The sequence below is a fragment of the Methylobacterium sp. SyP6R genome, from assembly GCF_019216885.1.
Taxonomy (GTDB): domain Bacteria; phylum Pseudomonadota; class Alphaproteobacteria; order Rhizobiales; family Beijerinckiaceae; genus Methylobacterium.
Genome location: NZ_JAAQRC020000001.1, coordinates 5,108,031 through 5,128,689 on the forward strand (window position 1 = coordinate 5,108,031; position 20,659 = coordinate 5,128,689).

Genomic DNA, 20,659 nt, shown 5'->3' on the forward strand with positions numbered 1-20,659 from the left:
CCGGATGCCTCTGCGTTATCGTCCTTGTAACGGTTAGGCCGCATGGTCGCGACGCGCTCGATTGAATCGGGGCACTCTCTCGGCCGGGTCCGTCCTGCGGCACCGGCCGTCTGCCTGCAACCCGTCGGCGACCCGGACCGGCCGCGTTCCGACACCCGGGGACGGCTCGCCCTCACCCAAGGCCCTCGATGTCGCTCAAGATCGCCGCCCGGATCCAGGCCCTGACCGGCGTCGCGCTGGTCGGGCTCCTCCTCATCCTCGGCCTGTCCGCCTACGATCTCGCGGGCGCGGTCACCAGCGGCCGCTCCCTCAAGACGAAGGACCTGGTGGACGCCGCCCACAGCCTGCTGGTGCATTTCGAATCCGAGGAGCGTGCCGGGCGGATGACCCGGGACTCCGCCCAGAAGACCGCCGCCGCGGCGATCGGCGCCTTGCGCTACGGCAATGGCGAGTTCTTCTGGATCAACGACATGCAGTCGCGGCTGGTCGCGCATGCCGATGCCAAGCTGGTCGGCCGGGACGTCAGCGGCCTCGCCGAGCCGTCCGGCCGCAAGTTCTTCGCCGCGATGATGCGCAAGGTCGAGGCGGACGGCGCGGCCTTCGAGACCTACACGTGGACGCGGCCGGGCTCCGACGTGCCGGTCGAGAAGGTATCCTATGCCCGCAGCTTCCGGCCCTGGGGCTGGGTCGTCGGCTCCGGCATCTATGCCGACGACACCGCGGTCCAGGTCCATGGCTGGCTGAAGAACCTGTTCGTCGGCGCCGGCCTGGTGGCGCTCCTCGTCGCCGCCGCCGCGACGCTGATCGGCCGCAGCATCGCCCGGCCGCTGGTCGGGCTCTCCGGCAGCATGGCGGCGCTCGCCGCCGGCCGGCTCGACGAGACGGTGCCGGCAACGGCGCGCCGCGACGAGATCGGCGCCATGGCCGCGGCCGTGCAGGTGTTCAAGGAGAGCATGCTGCGGGCCCGCGCCCTGGAGCAGGAGACGGCTTTGGCCCGCGTCTCGGCCGAGGAGCAGCGCCGCGCCGGGATGCGCCAGATGGCCGATGCCTTCGAGGCGGCGGTCGGCGGCATCGTCGGCCGGGTCTCGGCCTCGGCCACCGAGTTGCAGGCCACGGCGCAGGCCATGACCGCCACCGCGCGGGAGACCGCCAGCCAGTCCAACGGCGTGGCGGCCGCGGCCGCCCAGGCCGCCGCGAATGTCGGCACGGTCGCCGCCGCCGCGGAGGAACTCGGCGCCTCGGTCGGCGAGATCGGCCGCCAGGTCGACGGCTCGGCGCGGCTCGCCCAGGCCGCCGTCGCGGAAGCCGGGCAGACCGCCCGGGAGGTGCGCACGCTGACCGAGGCCACCGCCCGGATCGGCGACGTGGTCGGGCTGATCTCGTCCATCGCCAGCCAGACCAACCTCCTGGCGCTCAACGCCACGATCGAGGCGGCCCGGGCCGGCGCGGCGGGACGCGGCTTTGCCGTGGTGGCGGCGGAGGTGAAGGAACTCGCCGGCCAGACCGCGAAGGCCACCGAGGAGATCACCAGCCAGATCGCGGCGATCCAGGCCTCGACCGGCCAGGCGGCGAGCGCGATCGGCGGGATCACCGCGCGGATCGAGGAGATCTCGACCGTCGCGACGGGCATCGCGGCGGCGGTGGAGGAGCAGGGGTCGGCAACCCAGGAGATCGTCCGCAACGTTTCCCAGGCGGCGGCCGGCACCGACGAGGTGACCCACGGCGTCGCGGCGGTCGCAGGCGTCGCCGAGCAATCCGGGATCTCGGCGTCCCAAGTCCTGGCGGCATCCTCCGAGCTGTCGCGGCAGTCCGAGCATCTCGGCGCCGAGGTGAACCGTTTCCTCGCCACCGTCCGGGCGGCGTAATGCCGGGCCTCGCGGGCTCGCCGACCGCCATGCGAGCGCGCGATCCGGCATGAAGACAGTCATCCGTGACCTGCCGCCCGGGACCGATACGATCCCGGGCGGCGGATGAATGTCCGCCTTCTCCCGATGACGATGCCGTCCGGCCACATCAGGGTGTGGGAAAGACCGAGTGATCGCCGCGCCCCGTCCGATGGTGCGGCGAAGGGATCGCTCGACTGTCCGGCGAAACGACGGCGGGACAAAAAATCGACCGCAATACTTGATATGATGCCGGATAATCAATCGCTGCACATTGTTTCTCGATGTATCCGCCAGCATGATCGTCATCCGGACTTCATACGGCCAAGCTAGGCGGCGGCTCCGAACGGACTAAAGACTCCGAGGGGCTCATGCGATCGAAACTCAACGTCGCCCTGCTGGCGGCGACATGCCTGTTCCCGGTCGAAGCCTGGGCGCAAACCGTGCCGACCTCGCCGCCGGTGGGATTTGCCAACAGCACCTCGGTCAATCCGGGCACGGTGCTGAACCGCGTGCTCGACTCGTATACCGGGCTCCTGACCGGCGATCCGGCGGTGCTGACCCAGAACTACCAGACCGTCGTCACGATGACGCGGGGCCGGACCGAGGCGCAGACCCTCGCGGCGATCCACGACGACCGCACCGGCCAGGCCTACAGCATCCTCAACGGCCTCGGGCCGCTGACCTCGGCCTATCTCACGGGTGCGGGCGCCTCGTTTACCGGCACCACCCCGACGACCTTGACGCCGACCACCTACGTCGCCACGACGCTCGCCGACTACGCCGCCAACATCCGCACCGGCAACAACGCCAATGCCGGGTCGCGGACCTTCGGCAACGGCACGGCGACGCCGCTCGCGGCGGCCGTCGCCTTCATCGACGATGTCGCCCGCGCCAGCGGCTCGACCGAGCCGGCCAAGCGCATCTTCGCCCGCTACCAGGGCGACAATCCCGCCATCAACCCGCTCGATCCCCGCTTCAACAATTACAGCGCGACGACGAACCGGACCGCCCTCTCGACCCGCGACACCGCGGGCCTGGTGGTGCCGACCTACCTGTCGAACTTCCCCGTCCCGGCGGTCTACGGCACGGTCGACCGGTGGGTGCGCGGCTTCACGGTCACGCAAGCGATGATCGACGCCAATGGCGGCCGGCCGCTCACCGTGCCGAATGTCGGCACCTTCTCGGGCGGCGTCTTCACCGCGGCGACCTTCGGGGTCGGCGATTACGTGCCGGGCATCGGGACCTCGCCGCGCCCCTACCGCGTCTCGACCGACGTGAGCGTGCCCACGCCGCTGCGGCAGATCATCAACAGCACCAATCCTTACGCCGACGGCGCCTATCCGAGCGGCCACACCAATTCCGGCTCGATGCAGGCGCTGGCCACCGCCTTCCTGGTGCCGGAGCGGGCCCAGCAGCTCCTGACCCGGGCCTCGGAACTCGGCTACAACCGCATCCTCGCCGGCATGCACTCGCCCGCCGACGTGATCGGCGGCCGGATGGAATCGACGGCGATCGTCGCCACCAACATCTACGGGGCGCTCTACGACGCCAGCGGCAACCGGGTCGACTGGACCAACCCGGCCAACACCGCCGCCTACGGGGTCTACCAGGCCTACCGCCAGACGCAGTCCTACCTCGCCTCCTCCTGCGGCGCGGCGAGCGTCGCCGCCTGCCTGAACACCGCCTCCGGCAGCCAGGACGCCTTCGGCAACGCGGCACAGAACAAGGCGGACTACACCGCCCGCCTGACCTACGGCTTCCAGCCCACCGGCACCGTCACGCCGATGACCGCCGCCGACGTGCCGCTCCAGGCGCAGGTGCTGCTTCTCACCCGCTTCCCCTACCTCACCGACGCCCAGCGCACCGAGGTGCTGGCGAGCACCGGCCTGCCCTCCGGCTACCCGATCCTGAGCGGCAACACCTATGACGGCTGGGGCCGGCTGAACCTCTACGCCGCCTTCGACGGCTACGGCGCCTTCACCCGCGCCGTCACGGTGACGATGGACGCTGCGCAAGGCGGCACCTCGGCCTTCGATACCTGGCGCAACGACATCTCCGGCCAGGGCTCGCTCACCAAGGCCGGCACCGGCACCCTGGTGCTGACCGGCACCAACACCTATGCCGGCGGCACCACCGTGTCGGGCGGCACCCTCGTCGGCCACGCCCAGGCCTTCGGCTCCGGGGCGATCCGCAACGATGCCAGCCTGGTCCTCGATCAGGCGAGCGACGCCGCCATGGCCAACGCGATCTCCGGCTCCGGCAGCCTGACCAAGCTCAATGCCGGCACCCTGACGCTGACCGGCCAGAGCGGCTTCACCGGCGCGACCGCCGTCCTCGGCGGCGGGCTGGCGGTGAACGGGTCGCTTGCCGGCTCGGCCGTCACGGTCGGCCCGGGCGCCCGCCTCGGCGGCACCGGCACGGTCGGCGGGATCGTGGCGCAATCCGGCGCCACGGTCGCCCCCGGCAACTCCATCGGTACCCTGTCGGTCGCCGGCAACGCCGCCTTCGCACCCGGCTCCACGCTCCAGGTCGAGGCCAATGCGAGCGGCCAGTCCGACCGCCTCGCCGCCACCGGGGCCGCCACCCTCCAGGGCGGCACCGTCCAGGTGCTGGCGCAAAACGGCAGCTACAACCCCCGCACCGGCTACACCATCCTGTCGGCCAACGGTGGGGTCACCGGCACCTTCGCGGGCGTCTCCTCCACCCTCGCCTTCCTCACCCCGACGCTCCGCTACCAGACGGCGCAAGTCGACCTCACGCTCACCCGCAACGACGTCGCCTTCGCCACCATCGCCCGGTCCCGCAACCAGGCGGCGGTCGCCAACGCCGTCCAGGGTGCCGGGTCGGGCGCAGGCCTCTACAACCGGACCGTCGGCCTCACCACGCCGGAGGCCGTCACCGCCTTCCAGGCGCTCACCGGCGACATCCACGCCAGCTCGGTCTCGGCCGCTTACGAGACCGCGTTCTTCGTCCGCGAGGCGATCCTCGACCGGCTGCGCTGGTCGGGCGAGGCCACCCGCGACTACGGCAGCCTGCCCGCCACCTACACCGCCGACCTGCCCGGCCGCGCCGCCCCGGTCGCCCCGGTGCCGGTGCGGGTGCTCGATCCCCGCGTGTTCGGCCTGTGGGGCCAGGGCTTCGGCAGCTTCGGCCAGGCCCGCAGCGACGGTAACGCCGTCACCCTCAACCGCGACACCGCCGGCTTCGTGCTCGGCGCCGATCTGCGGCTGGAGAGCGGCATCACGCTCGGCGTCGCTGGCGGCTACACCCGCACCAACCTCGACGCGCCCGGCCAGACGGCGAGCGGTACGATCGAGAGTGGGTTCGGCGGTATCTACGGCGGCTACGAGGCCGGTCCCTTCGCCCTGCGCCTGGGGGCGGTCTATGCCGACAACAGCCTGCGCCTGCGCCGCAGCGTGGTCGTCCCCGGGTTCTCGGAGACCGAGAGCGCCCGCTACGGCGGCTCGACGTTCCAGGGCTTCGGCGAGATCGGCTACCGGATCGCGCTCGGGGCGGGCGTGCTCGGCAAGACCTCGGTGGTCTCGGCATCCTACATCGAGCCGTTCGTGGGCGGGGCCTATGTCGGCATCGATCGCGACCGGTTCGCCGAGACGGGTGGCGTCGCGGCCCTGAGCGGCGCCTCGCGGTTGTCGGAGATCCCGACGCTGACGGCGGGCGTGCGCGGGCAGACGGAGGTCGATCTGGGCTTCGGCGCCCCGGTGTCGCTGCACGGGCTGGTGGGCTACCGGCGCGCCTTCGGGGACGTGATCCCGACGGCGTTGCTGGCCTTCGGGACGGGCCCGAGCTTCGTGACGGCGGGGATCCCGATCACCCGGGACGCGCTGGTGGCCTCGGCGGGGATGGATCTGCGGGTGTCGCGGGCGGCGACGATCGGCGTGTCGTATACCGGCCAGGTGGGTTCGCGGGCCGAGGACCACGCGGTGAAGGGGACCTTCACCTACCGGTTCTGAGCCTCGGCACAGGTGGGAAAGGGGGCGCGGCGCGAGCCGCATCCCAACCCTCCCCCCTCTGCGGGGGAGGGTTCGGAGCGCGCGTCCGTGTCAGGCCGCTCACGCCGCCTGGCGATGCGCCACCGGGCAGCGGTCCGGGGTCCCCTCGTCGTCCGTGCTCCAGCGGCAGACCGGGCGGCCGGTGTGCGGATCGAGGGACCAGGTGGCGCGCAGGGCAGCCTTCGGCGCCGGCACGGCGGGGGCCGCGGGCAGGCGGGCGGACACGGCGCCCTTCGGCGCGAAGGGCAGAATGGTGAAGGTCATGATGCACCTCTCGGGGGCGGCCGTCCGCGCGGCCGGCGCCCACGAGAGAGCGCCCGATCAGGCGTCCCTGCGAGAAGCGGCCGGCACGAACGGCGCGGTCGATCGACTGTGACTGTCGCTCGGCATGGGGTTGATCGGTCCTGGAGTGAGGTGGCGGGGCGCGAGACATACACCCGGGCCACGGGGGCTCCATACGCCTCCGGACCGGCGTGTCAATGCTCATTCACCGGCCAACCATCCGAAAGATTCGCGCCTCCCGCGTGAGGCGGCGCGCTCCCCGCGCAGGGGCGGGATGAAGTGGGGGGAGGTGCGGCGGGGGCGGCTTTCCGCTACGGCTCGGGCGGGCGCCAGGAGTCCGACAGGGAGCGCGGGACGGATGACGGGAGCGGCGGGGCCGGTGACGGCGGAGGTGGCCGACGGCCTGCCGACCCGGGAGAGGCTGTGGGCGATGCTGGCGATCGGCATCGCCATGTCGATGGCGGTGCTCGACGGCGCCATCGTCAACGTCGCCCTGCCGGTGGTGGCCCGGGACCTCCAGGTCAGCCCGGGCGCCGCGATCTTCGTCACCAACGGCTACCAGCTCGCCGTCACCGCCTCCCTGCTGCCTCTGGCCTCGCTCGGCGACATCCTCGGCTACAAGCGGGTCTATTGCACGGGGCTGGCCCTGTTCGCCGCCGCCTCGCTCGCCTGCGCGCTCGCCGGCTCGCTGCCGGTGCTGGTCGCGGCCCGCATCGTCCAGGGGCTCGGCGCCGCCGGCATCATGAGCGTCAACATCGCGCTCGTGCGCTTCATCTATCCGCACCGGATGATCGGGCGCGGCGTCGGCACCATGGCGCTCATCGTGGCGATCGCCTCCGCGGCGGGCCCGAGCGTCGCGGCCGCCGTGCTGTCGGTGGCGAGTTGGCCGTGGCTGTTTCTCGTCAACGTGCCGCTCGGCCTCGCGGCGCTGACGCTCGCCACCCGGATGCTGCCGGCGACGCCCCGCAGCGGCGCCCGCTTCGATGCCCTGAGCGCGCTCCTCAACGCCCTGTTCTTCTGCCTGCTGATCACCGGCGTCGACGGGCTCGGCGAGCCGGGACGGAGCGGCACGGCGCTCGCCCTGCTGGCCGGGGCCGCCGTGATCGGTGGCGCCTTCGTGTGGATGCAGGCCCGCCTCCCGGCCCCGCTCCTGCCGATCGACCTCCTGCGCATCCCGGTCTTCGCCTTGTCGATGGTGAGCTCGGTCTGCTCGTTCTCGGCCCAGATGATGGCCTACGTGGCGCTGCCGTTCTACTTCCAGGACGTGCTCCACCTCACGAGCACCCAGACCGGCGTGCTGATGACGCCCTGGCCGATCGCCATCGCGGTGATCGCCCCCGTCGCCGGGCGGCTGGCCGACCGCTACCCGCCGGGGCTGCTCGGCGGCATCGGCCTCGTCGCCCTCTCGACCGGCCTCGCCCTGATGGCGAGCGCTCCCCCCGACGCCTCGCCGCTGGCGATCGCCCTGCGGCTGACGTTGTGCGGCCTCGGCTTCGGGCTGTTCCAGTCGCCCAACAACAAGGTGATCATCACCAGCGCCCCGCGGGAGCGCAGCGGCGGCGCCAGCGGCATGCAATCGACCGCCCGGCTGCTGGGCCAGTCCCTCGGCGCCGCGATGGTGGCGGTGATCTTCGGCTACCTCCACACCGGCGGCACCGTGACGGTGCTCTGGCTGGCGAGTGCCCTGGCGCTGGCCGGCTCGGTCGCGAGCGGGCTGCGGGTGCGGCGCTGACGGAGCCCTACGGATCGCCGCGCGAGATGCGGCAGAGTGTCATACCCGAAATTAATGACGCGCAGAGGTTGAATTCGCGGTTCCGACGACTCCCATGGATGAAACCGCCGGCCTAAAACGTGGCCGGTGAACCGGCCGGCAAGGACCGGGACCTGGGAACCGGTGCCTTGGGGACCGGACGCAAGGAGGGCAGCGTGGACGCGCGCGTCGTCGATCGAGACACCAAGGGGGCATCCGCGCCCGGATTCCTGACCCGCGAGCGCATCGTCGCCCGGGCCGGCTTCAACCGCTGGCTCGTGCCGCCGGCGGCGCTCGCCATCCATCTCTGCATCGGCATGTCCTACGGCCTGTCGGTGTTCTGGCTGCCGCTGTCGCGGGCGCTCAGCGTGGGCCGGCCCGCTCCGGCGGCCTGCCCCGACATGGGGCTCGCCACCGCCCTCGTCACCACGACCTGCGACTGGCGCGTCAGCGACCTCGTCCTCACCTTCTCGATCGGCATCGTGATGCTGGGCCTCTCAGCCGCCCTGTTCGGCGGCTGGCTCGAGCGCGCCGGGCCGCGCAAGGCCGGCCTCGCCGCCGCCCTGTGCTGGAGCGGCGGCTTCCTTATCGGGGCGCTGGGGGTCTATCTGCATCAGCTTTGGCTGATCTGGCTCGGCATGGGGCTGATCGGCGGCATCGGGCTGGGGCTCGGCTACATCTCGCCGGTCTCGACCCTGGTGAAGTGGTTCCCGGACCGGCGCGGCATGGCGACCGGCATGGCGATCATGGGCTTCGGCGGCGGCGCGATGATCGGCTCGCCGCTCGCCGACCTGCTCATCACCCGCTTCAAGGGGTCGGATTCCGCCGGGGTGTGGCAGACCCTCGCCGTGATGGGCGCGGGCTACCTCGTCGTCATGCTCTGCGGCGCCTTCGGCTATCGCGTGCCCCCGGCCGGCTGGCGCCCCGACGGCTGGACCCCGCCCGCCGCCCGCAACCGGATGATCACCAGCGGGCACGTCCACCTGCGCGACGCGCACCGGACGCCCCAGTTCTGGCTGCTTTGGGCGATGCTGTGCCTGAACGTCTCCGCCGGGATCGGCGTCCTGGCGCTGGCCTCGCCGATGCTGCAGGAGATTTTCGGCGGCGCGCTGATCGGGCACCCGGAGGTCGGGTTCGGGCAGCTCGATGCCGGAGCGAGGGCGCAGGTCGCCGCGATCGCCGCCGGCTTCGTCGGATTGTTGTCGCTGTTCAACATCCTGGGCCGGTTCTTCTGGGCGACGCTGTCCGACCGCATCGGCCGCAAACTCACCTACGCGACCTTCTTCGCGCTCGGCTGCGTGCTCTACGCGGCGGCACCCTGGGCGGCCGGCATCGGCTCGAAGGCGCTGTTCGTGCTGTTCTTCTGCGTGATCCTGTCGATGTATGGCGGCGGCTTCGCGACGATACCCGCCTACCTGGCCGACGTGTTCGGCACCCAGTTCGTCGGCGCGATCCACGGCCGGCTGCTCACCGCCTGGTCGACGGCGGGCGTGGTCGGGCCGCTCGTCGTCACGGCGATCCGGCAGGCGCAGGTCGATGCGGGGGTGCAGGGCGCGGCGCTCTACGGGCGGACGCTGCTGATCCTGGCCGGCTTCCTGGCGGCCGGCTTCGTGGCCAACCTCCTGGTGCGGCCGCTCGCCGAGCGCTGGTTCATGAAGGCGTCCGAGCTGCCCGCCGCGCCGGCCGCGGTCGAGAGCCAGGGCGGTGCCGACGGGATCGGCCGGGGCGGCCTGACGCCTGCGGCGATCCTGGCCTGGGCGGCGGTTGGCCTGCCGATCCTGTGGGGCGTCTGGATCACGCTGGCGAAGGCGCTGATCCTGTTCCGGTAAACACCATTCGCCGGGCCGGTTACCGGCTCGGCGCCAACGATGATGCAAGAACGAGAGATGCGCGGACCTTGCTCCGCGCGACGCAGGGCGTATCCGGACCCGTCTCGACAGAGTTCAAACCCGCCGTGTCATCCCGGGTCCGCGCAGCGGAGCCCGGGATCCATAACCGCTGACCGTGGAGAGTGAGGCGGCCGGCGTTCCGCTTCATCCAGCACCGTCGGCGTTCATGGATCCCGGGTTCTCGTCTTCGACGAACCCCGGGATGTCGCGGAGAGATGTCGGCGCATGGGTCTGATCGATCGGCGCGGCCGCTCAAACAGGTTCTGCGGATACCCAACGGTCACGGATCACGGCGCGGTTGCGGAGGGCGACTGACCACGCTCCCCTCCGTGCAGCGTCCTCAGTTTGCGGGCTGCGACGCCGCGACGCGGTTGCGGTTCGGCGCCTCGGTGCGCTTGCCGGCCTCGGGTACCTTCTCCGCCGGCTTGGCGGCGGGCTTCGTCTCGGCCGCATGCTTGGCGTCGGCGGGCTTGCCGTCGGCCTTCGTCGCGGCTGCAGGGTTGAGCCCGTCGACCTTCACCGACGCCGTGTGGGCGGCCGGGTGGAACCGGGCGGTGACCTTCTTCGGCAGGGGCGCGGCCGGCGAGATCGCCGCGACCGGGGTGGTGTCGGCCGCCGGCGGGGCGGCGGGGGCGACCGGAGGCGCCGCCGGGGCGCCGCCGAACAGGTTGCCGAGGAGCTTGCGGTAGGTCGCCGGGTCGCCGTCGGCGCTCGCCACGGTGATCGGCGCCGCCGGGGCGGCGGCCTGAGCGGCCTCGCGGGTCGGGATCGGGGCCGGGTTCGTCGCCGGGGCCGCGAAGGCGAGCGCCGTCGGCTTCACCGCCCCGTGCTTGCCCTTCTCGTGCTTCGCGTCGAACTTCGGGTCCATCTTGGCGAGCAGGACCGGCTTCACCTTCGGCTCGATCGTGATCTCCTCGGGCGCCGCCGCCAGGGCCTCGGGCCGGCTGATCGTCCCCATGTTGGGCCGCGGCTGCGCCTGCTCGGCGAAGAGCTGGGTGCTCGGCGAGGATTCGCGGAAGAACGGGTGCTGGCCGCCATCCTGGTAGACGAGGCGGGTCGCCGGGGTGCCCTTGGCGACGAGCTCGGCCACCTCGACCTCGTCCTTCTCGTGCTTGGCGGCAACGAGCGGATCGACCTTCGGCTTGCAGGCGCCCGCCGCCGCGTCCGAGCCGCCGAAGACGTAGCGGGTGCCGCAGACGCCGACCCGCGGCTCCTCGTGCAGGGCCTCGAAGTAATCCGAGCCCTCCTTCAGGTTGCGCCAGAAGCCGATATTCGGGTCGTTGCGGAACTTGGCGAGGTTCTGCGCCGTCATCCGGAACGGATAGGACTGGAACTGGAACGCCCGCTGCCCGCCGGCGAAGGCCTCGCGGGCGATGGCGTAGATCTCGGCGATCGACTCGTCGGTCATCGCGAAGCAGCCGGCGGACGAGCAGGTGCCGTGCACCATCAGGTAGCTGCCGGTACGGCCGTTGGCGCGGTCGAAGGCGTTCGGGTAGCCGGTGTCGAAGGACAGGTAATAGGATGAGTTCGGGTTCATCTGGCCCATACTGATGGGATAGAACCCCTCCGGCGCCTGCCGGTCGCCCTCGCGCACCTTCGGCCCGAGCTGGCCCGACCAGCGGCAGATCGGGAAGGTCTTGAGCAGCGCGTACTGGCCGTCCGTCCCGCGCTTCCACACCTCCATCTCCGATTCCTTCTTGAAGGCGCGGATCAGGATCGGGTCGCGGGGCGACATGTTCTTCGTCGCCATCAGGGCGACGGTCTTTTGCGGGATCGGCTCGCGGGCCCGGGCCGAGCCGGCGGCCGAGAAGCCGGCATCCTGGCACGCCCCGAGGGACAGGGCGACGACGAGCCCGCTCGCCGCCAGCACCGGACGCATCGCCAGACGCCTCGCCAGACCCACCATGGGAACCCCGCCTTCTCGCCATCGGACCGCCGGCACACTGACGCCGCGGACCGGTCTCCCCAACCCCATAGCTTCGTTAAACTTACCCGGCTCTTACCGCAAGAACGGTCAAGGTTGCGGGAATTCGCTCAACGATGGACCGGCCAAGACGCCGACGTCACGCATCACGGGGTTCACCCGCGAAGACATCCGCCCGGTCTTCGGCAAAACCAAGGCCGGGTTGTGTCTGGGCCGTGTGGGTTGTGCGGGGCTGTGGAAGATGGGGATTGGAGAGGGATCAGAGGCTCCGGCCGATCTCCAGGAATTTCTGCGCCCGGCGGTCGCGCAAGGCCTCCGCGTCGAGGGCCGAGAGCGGCTCCAGGGCGTTCGCGATCGCGTCGCCGGCGGCCCGGATGGCGGCCTCGCCGTCGCGGTGGGCGCCGCCGGTCGGCTCGGGGATGATGCCGTCGATCACGCCGAGCCGCAGCAGGTCCTGGGCGGTGATCTTCATCGCGGTGGCGGCGTCCTGGGCCCGGCCGGCATCGCGCCACAGGATCGAGGCGGCGCCCTCCGGCGAGATCACGCTGTAGATGGAATGCTCCAGCATCAGCACGGTGTTGGCGGTGGCGAGCGCGATGGCGCCGCCAGAGCCGCCCTCGCCGATCACCACCGTGACGTTCGGGGTCGGCAGGCCGAGGCAGGCTTCCGTCGAGCGGGCGATGGCCTCGGCCTGGCCGCGCTCCTCCGCCTCGATGCCCGGATAGGCGCCGGCCGTGTCGACGAAGGTGAGGACCGGCAGGCCGAAGCGGCCGGCGAGCCCCATCAGGCGCACCGCCTTGCGGTAGCCCTCGGGCTTGGCCATGCCGAAATTGTGCCGGATGCGCGCCTCGGTGTTGGCGCCCTTCTCCTGGCCGATGACGCAGACCGGGCGGCCGCGGAAGCGGCCGAAGCCGCCGACCACCGCCTCGTCCTCGCCGAAGACGCGATCACCGGCGAGCGGCTGGAACTCCTCGATCAGCCCGGCGCAGTAATCGACGAAATGCGGCCGCTGGGGGTGGCGGGCCACCTGCGTCTTCTGCCAGGGGGTGAGGCCGGCATAGAGTTCGGCGAGCGCCGCCGCGGCCTTGGCCTCCAACCGCGCCACGTCCTCGCTGATCGCCACCGCGCCGTCGCGGTCGCCGAGGGCCTTCAGCTCCTCAAGCTTCGCCTCGAGCTCGGCGACGGGCTTTTCGAAGTCGAGGTAGGAGCGCATCGGGACCTATGCTGTGTCGGGCCGGCGTCGCGGAGATCGAGGCGGGAGGCCGGGGCCTGTTGCGAGCCCTGCGGGTGTGGAGCGCCTGCGGGTCGGGGCGGCCCATCGGGGACCGGGCGGCGCGGAGGCTTGGCGGAGGGGCCGGCCCGTGTCAACCCGGGACGCCGGCCGGGCGGGACCCGGAACCGGGCAGAAACGAGCGTGGACGGTGCCCGGCTCGCGGCCGCGCGGACCGTATGGCGAGCACGCGGTCCGGACACATCCGTCGCCCTGCCTCTTGCCCTCTCGTGAAAACCTGCTATAGGCCGCGCCTCGCGTTCGCTCCGGCCGGGGGCTGAACGGACGGTGGCGGATCTCCAACGACCCGCCATAGGGGTTCGCCCCGTCGTCCCGTGTCTCCGCCTTCGAACAACCGCTCGGGCCTTTGCAGGCTCGAAGGGCTTGGCGCCGTGCGACGCGAGGACGAACCGGCCCGACGCCCGAAACCGCTTACCCGCGTTGTCGTGCAGCGGGCCTTAGTCTCCCTGAGAAAGGCCCATCATGGCTCTCTATGAGCATGTGTTCCTGGCTCGCCAGGACGTGACCTCGCAGCAGGTCGAAACGATGGTCGAGACCTACAAGTCCGTCATCGAGCAGAACGGCGGCAAGGTCGAGAAGACCGAGATGTGGGGCGTGAAGTCCCTCGCGTACCGCATCCGGAAGAACCGCAAGGCGCATTTCACCCTCCTCAACATCGACGCTCCCCCGGCGGCCCTCGCCGAGATGGAGCGCCAGATGCGCATCTCCGAGGACGTGCTGCGCTTCATGACCGTGCGCGTCGAGGAGCTCGAGTCCGAGCCGTCCGCGATGATGCAGAAGCGCGACCGCGACGAGCGCAAGGACCGCGAGCGCGGCCGTCGCCGCGACGATGACGGCTTCGGCGGCGGCTTCGGCGGCGGTGACCGCCCCGAGCGCGGCGACCGTCCGGATCGCGGCGATCGTCCGGAGCGGCCTGAGCGCGCCGAGCGCAACACGAACGAGGAGCAGTAAGCCATGGCTTTCGGTGCTGGTGGCGGCGGCGGTGGCCGTCGTCCGTTCTTCCGTCGGCGCAAGACCTGCCCGTTCTCGGGCCCCAATGCCCCGAAGATCGACTTCAAGGACGTGAAGCTGCTCTCGCGCTACGTCTCCGAGCGCGGCAAGATCGTGCCCTCGCGCATCACCGCGGTGTCGGCCAAGAAGCAGCGCGAGCTCGCCCAGGCGATCAAGCGCGCCCGCTTCCTGGGCTTCCTGCCCTACGTGATCCGCTAATCGTCTGATCAACAACCCGGCGGCAGCGCGCCGCCGGGTCGCTGGGGCGGTCTCAAGCACCGCCTCTAACCGCGCCCGGACCGGGCGGCGGGACAGCGGGCATAAGGTTTCCATGGTTCGTCACACCGGCATCGGCGTCATCGCCGGCCTCGCCTCGGCGCTCCTCATCGGGGTCGTCGTCCAGGCGACGCCGCTCGCTCTCGCCCTCTACCTGCTCGCCCCGCTGCCGATCCTGATCGTGGCGATGGGCTGGAGCCACCGGACCGGCCTCGTCGCCGCCGCCTCCGGCACGCTCGCCCTCGCCCTCGCCGCCTCGCCGTTGCGCGGCCTCGCCTTCCTGGTCTCGACCGCCCTTCCCGCGTGGTGGCTCGGCTATCTCGCGCTGCTGGGCCGTCCCAAAGTCTCCGGTGGGACGACGTCGGGCGAGATGGAATGGTACCCGACCGGCCGGCTGCTCGCCTGGGTCGCCGTCACCGCGTCCATCGCCCTCGTCGTCGTGGTGATGCTGTCGTCGGGCGACCACGCCGCCTACCAGGACCGGGTCCGCCGCCTCGCCCGGGCGATGCTCCAGTTCCAGATCCAGGAGGCCCCGTCCCGGGGCGCCGGGCTGGAGGAGGACGACCTCGCCCGCATCGCCGAGCGGGTCGCGGGCCTTGCCCCCGCCATCATGGCGACGACGTTCACCCTGCTCCTGACCTTCTACCTCTGGGCCGGCGCCCGGGTGGTGCAGATCTCCGGCCGCCTGGCCCGGCCCTGGCCGGATCTCGCCGCCACCGCCCTGCCGCGCCGGGCGTTGTGGGGTCTGGTGATCGGCGCCGCGCTGTCGGTCGCGCCGGGCTATGCCGGCGCCTTCGGCGTCGCGCTGCTCGGCGCCCTCTCGACGGTGCTCGCCCTGCAGGGCCTGGCGGCGCTCCACGACCGCAGCCGCGGCAAGCCCGGCCGCGTGCCGATGCTGATCGGCCTCTACGTTCTGGTCTTCCTGACGCAGGGGCTGGCGCTCGCCGCGCTCGCCCTGTTCGGCCTCGTCGACGCCCTGACCGGGCGGCGCCGGCCGGCGCAAGTTCCGCCGGTGGCCTGACCTGAATCCCCGGGCCGCTGCGAGGCGATCCGGATCCCCGACGGCGGGCACGCTCCGCCATCACACCCCGAGGCCCGAAAAGCCTCACCAACGTAAGGACGACGACCATGGAAGTGATCCTGCTCGAGCGCGTGGCCAAGCTCGGCCAGATGGGTGAGACCGTGAAGGTGAAGGCGGGCTTCGCCCGCAACTTCCTGCTCGCCCGCGGCAAGGCCCTGCGCGCCACGGAAGGCAACAAGAAGCGCTTCGAGGACCAGCGCGCCCAGCTCGAGGCCCGCAACCTCGAGCGTCGCGCCGAGGCCGAGAAGGTCGGCGAGACCCTGAACGGCAAGAGCTTCGTGCTGATCCGCCAGGCCGGCGAGACCGGCGTGCTCTACGGCTCGGTCTCCCCGCGCGACCTCGCCGAGGTGGTGACCCAGGACGGCTTCACCATCAACCGCGACCAGTTCAACATCGCGCAGCCGATCAAGACGCTCGGCCTGCACACCGTCCCGGTGGTGCTGCACCCCGAGGTCGAGGTCACCGTGACCGTCAACATCGCCCGCAGCCCCGAGGAGGCCGAGCGCCAGGCCCGCGGCGAGTCGACCACCACCCGCGAGGAGTTCAACCTCGACGATCTCGGCCTCGAGGTCGGCGCTGCCCTGGCCGAGGCCGGCCCGGACGCCAGCCTCGACCGCTGACGATCCACACGCTGTCCTGTCCTCCGGGGCGGGATAGCCGGGACAGCGGGGACAAGCCCGGGATCCGGGCTTGACTTGTTCCCATTTTGTTCCAGCATGGCGGGGTCCGCGGCGTGAGTCGCGGGCCCCGCTGTCGTTTCGAACCGCCGTTCGCCACCCTTCGGTCAAGGTTTGGTCAACGATGGTGGTGCGATGGTCGCCGCAGCGTTTGTTCCGACACGCGGTCGCCCCGACCCGTGCCGCCCCCTCGATTGAGCCGGAGCCCCGCCGGATGGCCATTCCCAGCACCCTGACGGCGAATCTCGAACCCGTGCAGCAGGAATACCGCGTCGCGCCGCACAACATCGACGCGGAGCAGGCGCTGCTCGGCGCGATCCTGGTCAACAACGACGCGTTCTACCGGGTCTCGGACTTCCTGCTGCCCGAGCACTTCATGGAGGAGGTGCACCGGCGGATCTACGAGGTGTCGATCACGCTGATCAAGGCGGGCAAGCTCGCGAGCCCGATCACGCTGAAGACCTATCTGGGCGATGCCGATCTCGGCGGCCTCACGGTCGGCCAGTACCTCGCCCGGCTCGCCGCCGAGGCGACCACGGTCATCAACTCCGAGCATTACGGCCGCACGATCTACGACCTGGCCCTGCGCCGGCGGCTCATCACCATCGGCGAGGACCTCGTCAACGGCGCCTACGAGGCCCCGGTCGAGACCTCGCCGCGCGAGCAGATCGAGGCGACCGAGCGCCGGCTCTACGAGCTGGCCGAGACCGGCAAGTACGACGGCGGCTTCCAGAAATTCTCCGACGCCCTGACGGCGGCGGTGGACATGGCGGCCAAGGCCTATCAGCGCGAGGGCCGGCTGTCGGGCATCGCCACCGGCCTGTCCGACCTCGACGCCAAGATGGGCGGGTTGCAGGCCTCGGACCTGATCATCCTGGCCGGCCGTCCCGGCATGGGCAAGACCTCGCTCGCCACCAACATCGCGTTCAACATCGCCAAGGCCTATGTCGGCGAGAAGCAGCCCGACGGCTCGATCGCGACCAAGAACGGCGGCATCGTCGGCTTCTTCTCGCTCGAAATGTCGGCCGAGCAGCTCGCCACCCGCATCATCGCCGAGCAATCGGGCGTCGCCTCCTACAAGATCCGCCGCGGCGACATCCGGCCGGAGGAATTCTACAAGATCACCGACGCCGCCCGGGACATGCAGACGATCCCGTTCTACATCGACCAGACCGGCGGCATCTCGATCGCCCAGCTCGCGGCGCGGGCCCGCCGGCTCAAGCGCCAGCGCGGCCTCGACCTGCTCGTCGTCGACTACCTCCAGCTGCTCTCCGGCTCGTCGAAGAAGGGCGAGAACCGGGTGCAGGAGATGACCGAGATCACCACCGGCATGAAGGCGCTCGCCAAGGAACTGGCGGTGCCGATCGTCGCCCTGTCGCAGCTCTCGCGCCAGGTCGAGGCCCGCGACGACAAGCGGCCGCAGCTCTCGGACCTGCGCGAATCGGGCTCGATCGAGCAGGATGCCGACGTGGTGATGTTCGTGTTCCGTGAGGAATACTATGTCAAGAACAAGAAGCCGCGCGAGGGTACGGAAGAGTTCTTCACCTGGGAGGCCGAGATGAACCGCGTCTACGGCAAGGCCGAGGTGATCCTGGGCAAGCAGCGCCACGGCCCCACCGGCACGGTCGAGCTTCAGTTCGATGCCGAGATCACCCGGTTCTCGAACCTGGCGCAGGGCGACCGGCTGCCCGATACGATGTGAGGCACCGCCTCGCCTGACTTTCGGGCAGGCGCCCCCTTCCTCGGCCCTGGCCTTGCCCCCTCGTCAGAGGGTAGACCGGGGCCGAGGAGCGAGATCATGACCGAGCCCACACCCATCGGCCATGGCGGCCGCCTCACCATCGACCTGTCGGCCCTGCGGGCGAACTGGCGGATTCTCGCGAAAGCCGCGGAGTGCCCCGAGACCGCCGCGGTCATCAAGGCCGATGCCTATGGCTGCGGGATCGCCCGGGCCGCGCCCGCCCTGTGGGCGGAGGGCTGCCGCACCTTCTTCGTCGCCCACCTGTCGGAAGCGCTCGCTGCGCGAGAGGCAGTACCGGAGGCGGCGATCTACGTGCTCAACGGATTTCCGCCGGGCAGCGCGGCGGCCTACCGCGCCGCGGGCTTGCACCCCGTGCTCGGCTCCCGCGAGGAGGTCGCCGAGTGGGCGGCGGCGAACCGTCAGGAGGGCGTGACGCGCCCGGCGGCTCTCCACGTCGATACCGGCATGAACCGCCTCGGCCTGTCGGTGCCGGAGGGACTGGCGCTCGCCGGAGACCCGATCGTGCAGCAAGCCGGCATCGACCTCCTGATGAGCCATCTCGTCAGCGCCGAGGTCGAGCACGATCCGCTCACCGACCATCAGGCGGCGGAGTTCGCGCGGGTGCGCGCCGCCTATCCGGGAATCCGAGCCTCACTGGCGAACTCCTCCGGCGACTTCCTGCCCTCCTGCCGCGCCGACCTGGCGCGGCCGGGCTATGCCCTCTACGGCGGCAACCCGCGGCCCGGGCGCGACAATCCGATGCGCCCGGTGGTGCGGCTCGAGGCCGGTATTCTCCAGGTCCGCGAGGTCGCCTCCGGCGAGACCGCCGGCTACAATGCTCGCTGGGTCGCCCCGGGGCCGCGCCGCCTCGCCACCCTGTCGCTGGGCTATGCCGACGGCTTTCCCCGCGCCTCGACCGGCCGCGGCGAGGCTGTGGTCGGCGGCGTGCGCTGCCCGTTTGCCGGCAACGTCTCGATGGACCTCATCATCCTCGACGTGACCGAAGCGCCGCCCGGGGCCCTGTTTCGCGGCGCACCCGCGACGCTCATCGGCGACGGCCTCGACGTCGACGCGGTCGGGCGCAGTGCCGGGACGATCGGCTACGAGATCCTGACCGGGCTCGGGCGACGCTACGAGCGGGTGTATCGGGGCTGAAAGATCGCTCCGGATCGTTCTGGCCGGACAGGACTGCCGCCCTCCGTGTCATCCTGGGGCTCGGCGCAGCCGAGAACCCGGGATCGATAACCGCTGACGTGGAAAAATGGACGAAAACCGTCCCGCCTCATCCTGAATCGTCGGCGTTTATGGATCCCGGGTTCCGCTGCGCGGCCCCGGGATGACACTGAGGGTATGAACCGCGTCGAGCGAGCGACAGAGCCTTCGAAAATCCGGTACGGCCCCGGTGCAGCCCATCGCCTCCTCCCCTTTCGAAAAGGCGGTTTTGCTCGAGCCCGGTTGGCGCTAGGCTCACCTCCGGCAAGGCCGGGGCGCGAGAGACCCTGGCGACGGGAGGATTCGCGCATGGACTTCACCCTCTCCGAGCGGCAGCGCCACTGGCGCGACCGGGTCCGGGCCTTCATGGACGAGCATGTCCGCCCCATGGTGCCGACCTACAAGGCCGAGATGGAGGCCTTCGGCACCGATCGCTGGCAGCCGGTGCCGGTGATCGAGCGATTGAAGCCCAAGGCCCGCGAGGCCGGGCTGTGGAACCTGTTCCTGCCCCCCTCCCCCCAGCACGACGACGGCGAGTTCCGCGGCGCGGGTCTCACCAACCTCGATTACGCGCTCTGCGCCGAGGAGATGGGCCGGATCTCCTGGGCCTCCGAGGTGTTCAACTGCTCGGCGCCCGATACCGGCAACATGGAGGTGCTGCACCGCTACGGCACCAAGGCCCAGAAGGAGCGCTGGCTCACCCCTCTGATGGCGGGCGAGATCCGCTCGGCCTTCCTGATGACAGAGCCGGACGTCGCGTCCTCGGACGCCACCAACATCGAGACGAAGATCCGCCGCGACGGCGACCATTACGTGATCAGCGGCCGCAAGTGGTGGTCGTCGGGCGTCGGCGACCCGCGCTGCGCCGTCGCGATCGTGATGGGCAAGACCGACACCAGCGCCCCCCTGCACCAGCAGCAATCGCAGATCCTCGTGCCGCTCGACACGCCCGGGATCGAGGTGGTGCGGATGCTGCCGGTCTTCGGCTACGACGACGCGCCCCACGGGCACGCCGAGGTGATCCTCAACGACGTGCGCGTCCCGGCCGAGAACCTGCTGCTCGGCGAGGGCCGCGGCTTCGAGATCGCGCAAGGGCGCCTCGGGCCGGGGCGCATCCACCATTGCATGCGCACCATCGGGGTGGCGGAAGAGGCGCTGGAGAAGATGGCCAAGCGCCTGCTGTCCCGCGTCGCCTTCGGCAAGCGCATCGCCGACCACTCGGTGTGGGAGCAGCGCATCGGCGAGGCCCGCACCGATATCGAGATGACGCGCCTCCTCTGCCTCAAGGCGGCGGACATGATGGACAAGGTCGGCAACAAGGGCGCCAAGCTCGAGATCGCGATGATCAAGGTCGCGGCCCCGCGCATGGCGCTGAAGATCATCGACGACGCAATCCAGGCCCATGGCGGCGCCGGGGTCAGCAGCGATGCCGGGCTGGCCTATTCCTACGCCCGCATCCGCACGCTGCGCCTCGCCGACGGGCCGGACGAGGTCCATAACCGCTCGATCGCCCGGCTGGAACTCGCGCAATACGGCAACCGCGAGCGGTCGAAGGCCTGAGCGGCGATTCGGAAGATCATCAGCGCGGGCGGCCCGTTCGGGAGAACGGGTTTTTCGCGCAGGCAGCAAAAAAGCACGACGATGCTTTTG

14 protein-coding genes are annotated in these 20,659 nt (G+C 71.0%); 11 read left to right on the forward strand and 3 right to left on the reverse strand.

The genetic code is table 11. The features are described 5' to 3' along the window. Positions 1 to 188: 188 nt before the first annotated feature. Positions 189 to 1,865, forward strand: a complete 1,677-nt coding sequence (locus tag HBB12_RS23470; protein ID WP_236991567.1) for a methyl-accepting chemotaxis protein — start codon at positions 189 to 191, stop codon at positions 1,863 to 1,865. Between the two features lie 389 nt (positions 1,866 to 2,254). Continuing rightward, positions 2,255 to 5,857 carry an autotransporter family protein gene (locus HBB12_RS23475; RefSeq protein WP_236991568.1) on the forward strand — a complete coding sequence of 1,201 codons (3,603 nt, stop codon included), beginning with the start codon at positions 2,255 to 2,257 and terminating at the stop codon, positions 5,855 to 5,857. Positions 5,858 to 5,956: 99 nt separating this feature from the next. Here HBB12_RS23475 and HBB12_RS23480 read toward each other — a convergent pair whose 3' ends face one another. After that, the gene (locus HBB12_RS23480) at positions 5,957 to 6,160 is read right to left on the reverse strand and encodes a hypothetical protein (RefSeq protein WP_236991569.1); all 204 of its coding nucleotides are present in this window, start codon (positions 6,158 to 6,160) and stop codon (positions 5,957 to 5,959) included. A gap of 376 nt (positions 6,161 to 6,536) precedes the next feature. Here HBB12_RS23480 and HBB12_RS23485 point away from each other — a divergent pair, with 376 nt between their 5' ends. After that, on the forward strand, positions 6,537 to 7,910 hold the full coding sequence (locus tag HBB12_RS23485; RefSeq protein ID WP_236991570.1) for an MFS transporter: 1,374 nt from the start codon (positions 6,537 to 6,539) through the stop codon (positions 7,908 to 7,910). Between the two features lie 194 nt (positions 7,911 to 8,104). Next, positions 8,105 to 9,757, forward strand: coding sequence for an OFA family MFS transporter (locus HBB12_RS23490; protein ID WP_236991571.1), 1,653 nt, complete (start codon positions 8,105 to 8,107; stop codon positions 9,755 to 9,757). Positions 9,758 to 10,157: 400 nt separating this feature from the next. Here HBB12_RS23490 and HBB12_RS23495 read toward each other — a convergent pair whose 3' ends face one another. Beyond that, positions 10,158 to 11,702, reverse strand: a complete 1,545-nt coding sequence (locus tag HBB12_RS23495; protein ID WP_236992870.1) for a L,D-transpeptidase family protein — start codon at positions 11,700 to 11,702, stop codon at positions 10,158 to 10,160. Between the two features lie 298 nt (positions 11,703 to 12,000). Further along, positions 12,001 to 12,954 carry an acetyl-CoA carboxylase carboxyltransferase subunit alpha gene (locus HBB12_RS23500; protein WP_236991572.1) on the reverse strand — a complete coding sequence of 318 codons (954 nt, stop codon included), beginning with the start codon at positions 12,952 to 12,954 and terminating at the stop codon, positions 12,001 to 12,003. Positions 12,955 to 13,494: 540 nt separating this feature from the next. On the opposite strand from HBB12_RS23500, the gene rpsF reads away from it, so the two are divergent. The 7 genes from rpsF (at position 13,495) to HBB12_RS23535 (ending at position 20,569) form a co-directional block, all read left to right on the forward strand. After that, a complete protein-coding gene (rpsF, locus tag HBB12_RS23505; RefSeq protein WP_093568495.1) occupies positions 13,495 to 13,983 on the forward strand; it encodes a 30S ribosomal protein S6 in 489 nt (162 codons plus the stop codon). Between the two features lie 3 nt (positions 13,984 to 13,986). After that, positions 13,987 to 14,241 carry a 30S ribosomal protein S18 gene (gene rpsR, locus HBB12_RS23510; protein WP_236991573.1) on the forward strand — a complete coding sequence of 85 codons (255 nt, stop codon included), beginning with the start codon at positions 13,987 to 13,989 and terminating at the stop codon, positions 14,239 to 14,241. A gap of 112 nt (positions 14,242 to 14,353) precedes the next feature. Beyond that, positions 14,354 to 15,319, forward strand: a complete 966-nt coding sequence (locus HBB12_RS23515) for a DUF2232 domain-containing protein (protein WP_236991574.1) — start codon at positions 14,354 to 14,356, stop codon at positions 15,317 to 15,319. A gap of 107 nt (positions 15,320 to 15,426) precedes the next feature. Next, entirely contained in the window at positions 15,427 to 15,999 is a 573-nt protein-coding gene (gene rplI, locus HBB12_RS23520; protein ID WP_236991575.1) for a 50S ribosomal protein L9, read from the forward strand. A gap of 271 nt (positions 16,000 to 16,270) precedes the next feature. Then, positions 16,271 to 17,758, forward strand: coding sequence for a replicative DNA helicase (locus HBB12_RS23525; protein ID WP_236991576.1), 1,488 nt, complete (start codon positions 16,271 to 16,273; stop codon positions 17,756 to 17,758). Between the two features lie 96 nt (positions 17,759 to 17,854). Continuing rightward, a complete protein-coding gene (alr, locus tag HBB12_RS23530; RefSeq protein ID WP_236991577.1) occupies positions 17,855 to 18,952 on the forward strand; it encodes an alanine racemase in 1,098 nt (365 codons plus the stop codon). 366 nt (positions 18,953 to 19,318) lie between these two features. Then, the gene (locus HBB12_RS23535; protein WP_236991578.1) at positions 19,319 to 20,569 is read left to right on the forward strand and encodes an acyl-CoA dehydrogenase family protein; all 1,251 of its coding nucleotides are present in this window, start codon (positions 19,319 to 19,321) and stop codon (positions 20,567 to 20,569) included. Positions 20,570 to 20,659 lie beyond the last annotated feature (90 nt).

Excerpts from the sequence above, each read along its gene's own strand:
- HBB12_RS23470 (WP_236991567.1), top strand. The coding sequence starts at position 189 with ATGTCGCTCAAGATCGCCGCCCGGATCCAGGCCCTGACCGGCGTCGCG.
- HBB12_RS23475 (WP_236991568.1), top strand. The coding sequence starts at position 2,255 with ATGCGATCGAAACTCAACGTCGCCCTGCTGGCGGCGACATGCCTGTTC.
- HBB12_RS23480 (WP_236991569.1), bottom strand. The coding sequence starts at position 6,160 with ATGACCTTCACCATTCTGCCCTTCGCGCCGAAGGGCGCCGTGTCCGCC.
- HBB12_RS23485 (WP_236991570.1), top strand. The coding sequence starts at position 6,537 with ATGACGGGAGCGGCGGGGCCGGTGACGGCGGAGGTGGCCGACGGCCTG.
- HBB12_RS23500 (WP_236991572.1), bottom strand. The coding sequence starts at position 12,954 with ATGCGCTCCTACCTCGACTTCGAAAAGCCCGTCGCCGAGCTCGAGGCG.
- rpsF (WP_093568495.1), top strand. The coding sequence starts at position 13,495 with ATGGCTCTCTATGAGCATGTGTTCCTGGCTCGCCAGGACGTGACCTCG.
- rpsR (WP_236991573.1), top strand. The coding sequence starts at position 13,987 with ATGGCTTTCGGTGCTGGTGGCGGCGGCGGTGGCCGTCGTCCGTTCTTC.
- HBB12_RS23515 (WP_236991574.1), top strand. The coding sequence starts at position 14,354 with ATGGTTCGTCACACCGGCATCGGCGTCATCGCCGGCCTCGCCTCGGCG.
- rplI (WP_236991575.1), top strand. The coding sequence starts at position 15,427 with ATGGAAGTGATCCTGCTCGAGCGCGTGGCCAAGCTCGGCCAGATGGGT.
- HBB12_RS23525 (WP_236991576.1), top strand. The coding sequence starts at position 16,271 with ATGGCCATTCCCAGCACCCTGACGGCGAATCTCGAACCCGTGCAGCAG.
- alr (WP_236991577.1), top strand. The coding sequence starts at position 17,855 with ATGACCGAGCCCACACCCATCGGCCATGGCGGCCGCCTCACCATCGAC.
- HBB12_RS23535 (WP_236991578.1), top strand. The coding sequence starts at position 19,319 with ATGGACTTCACCCTCTCCGAGCGGCAGCGCCACTGGCGCGACCGGGTC.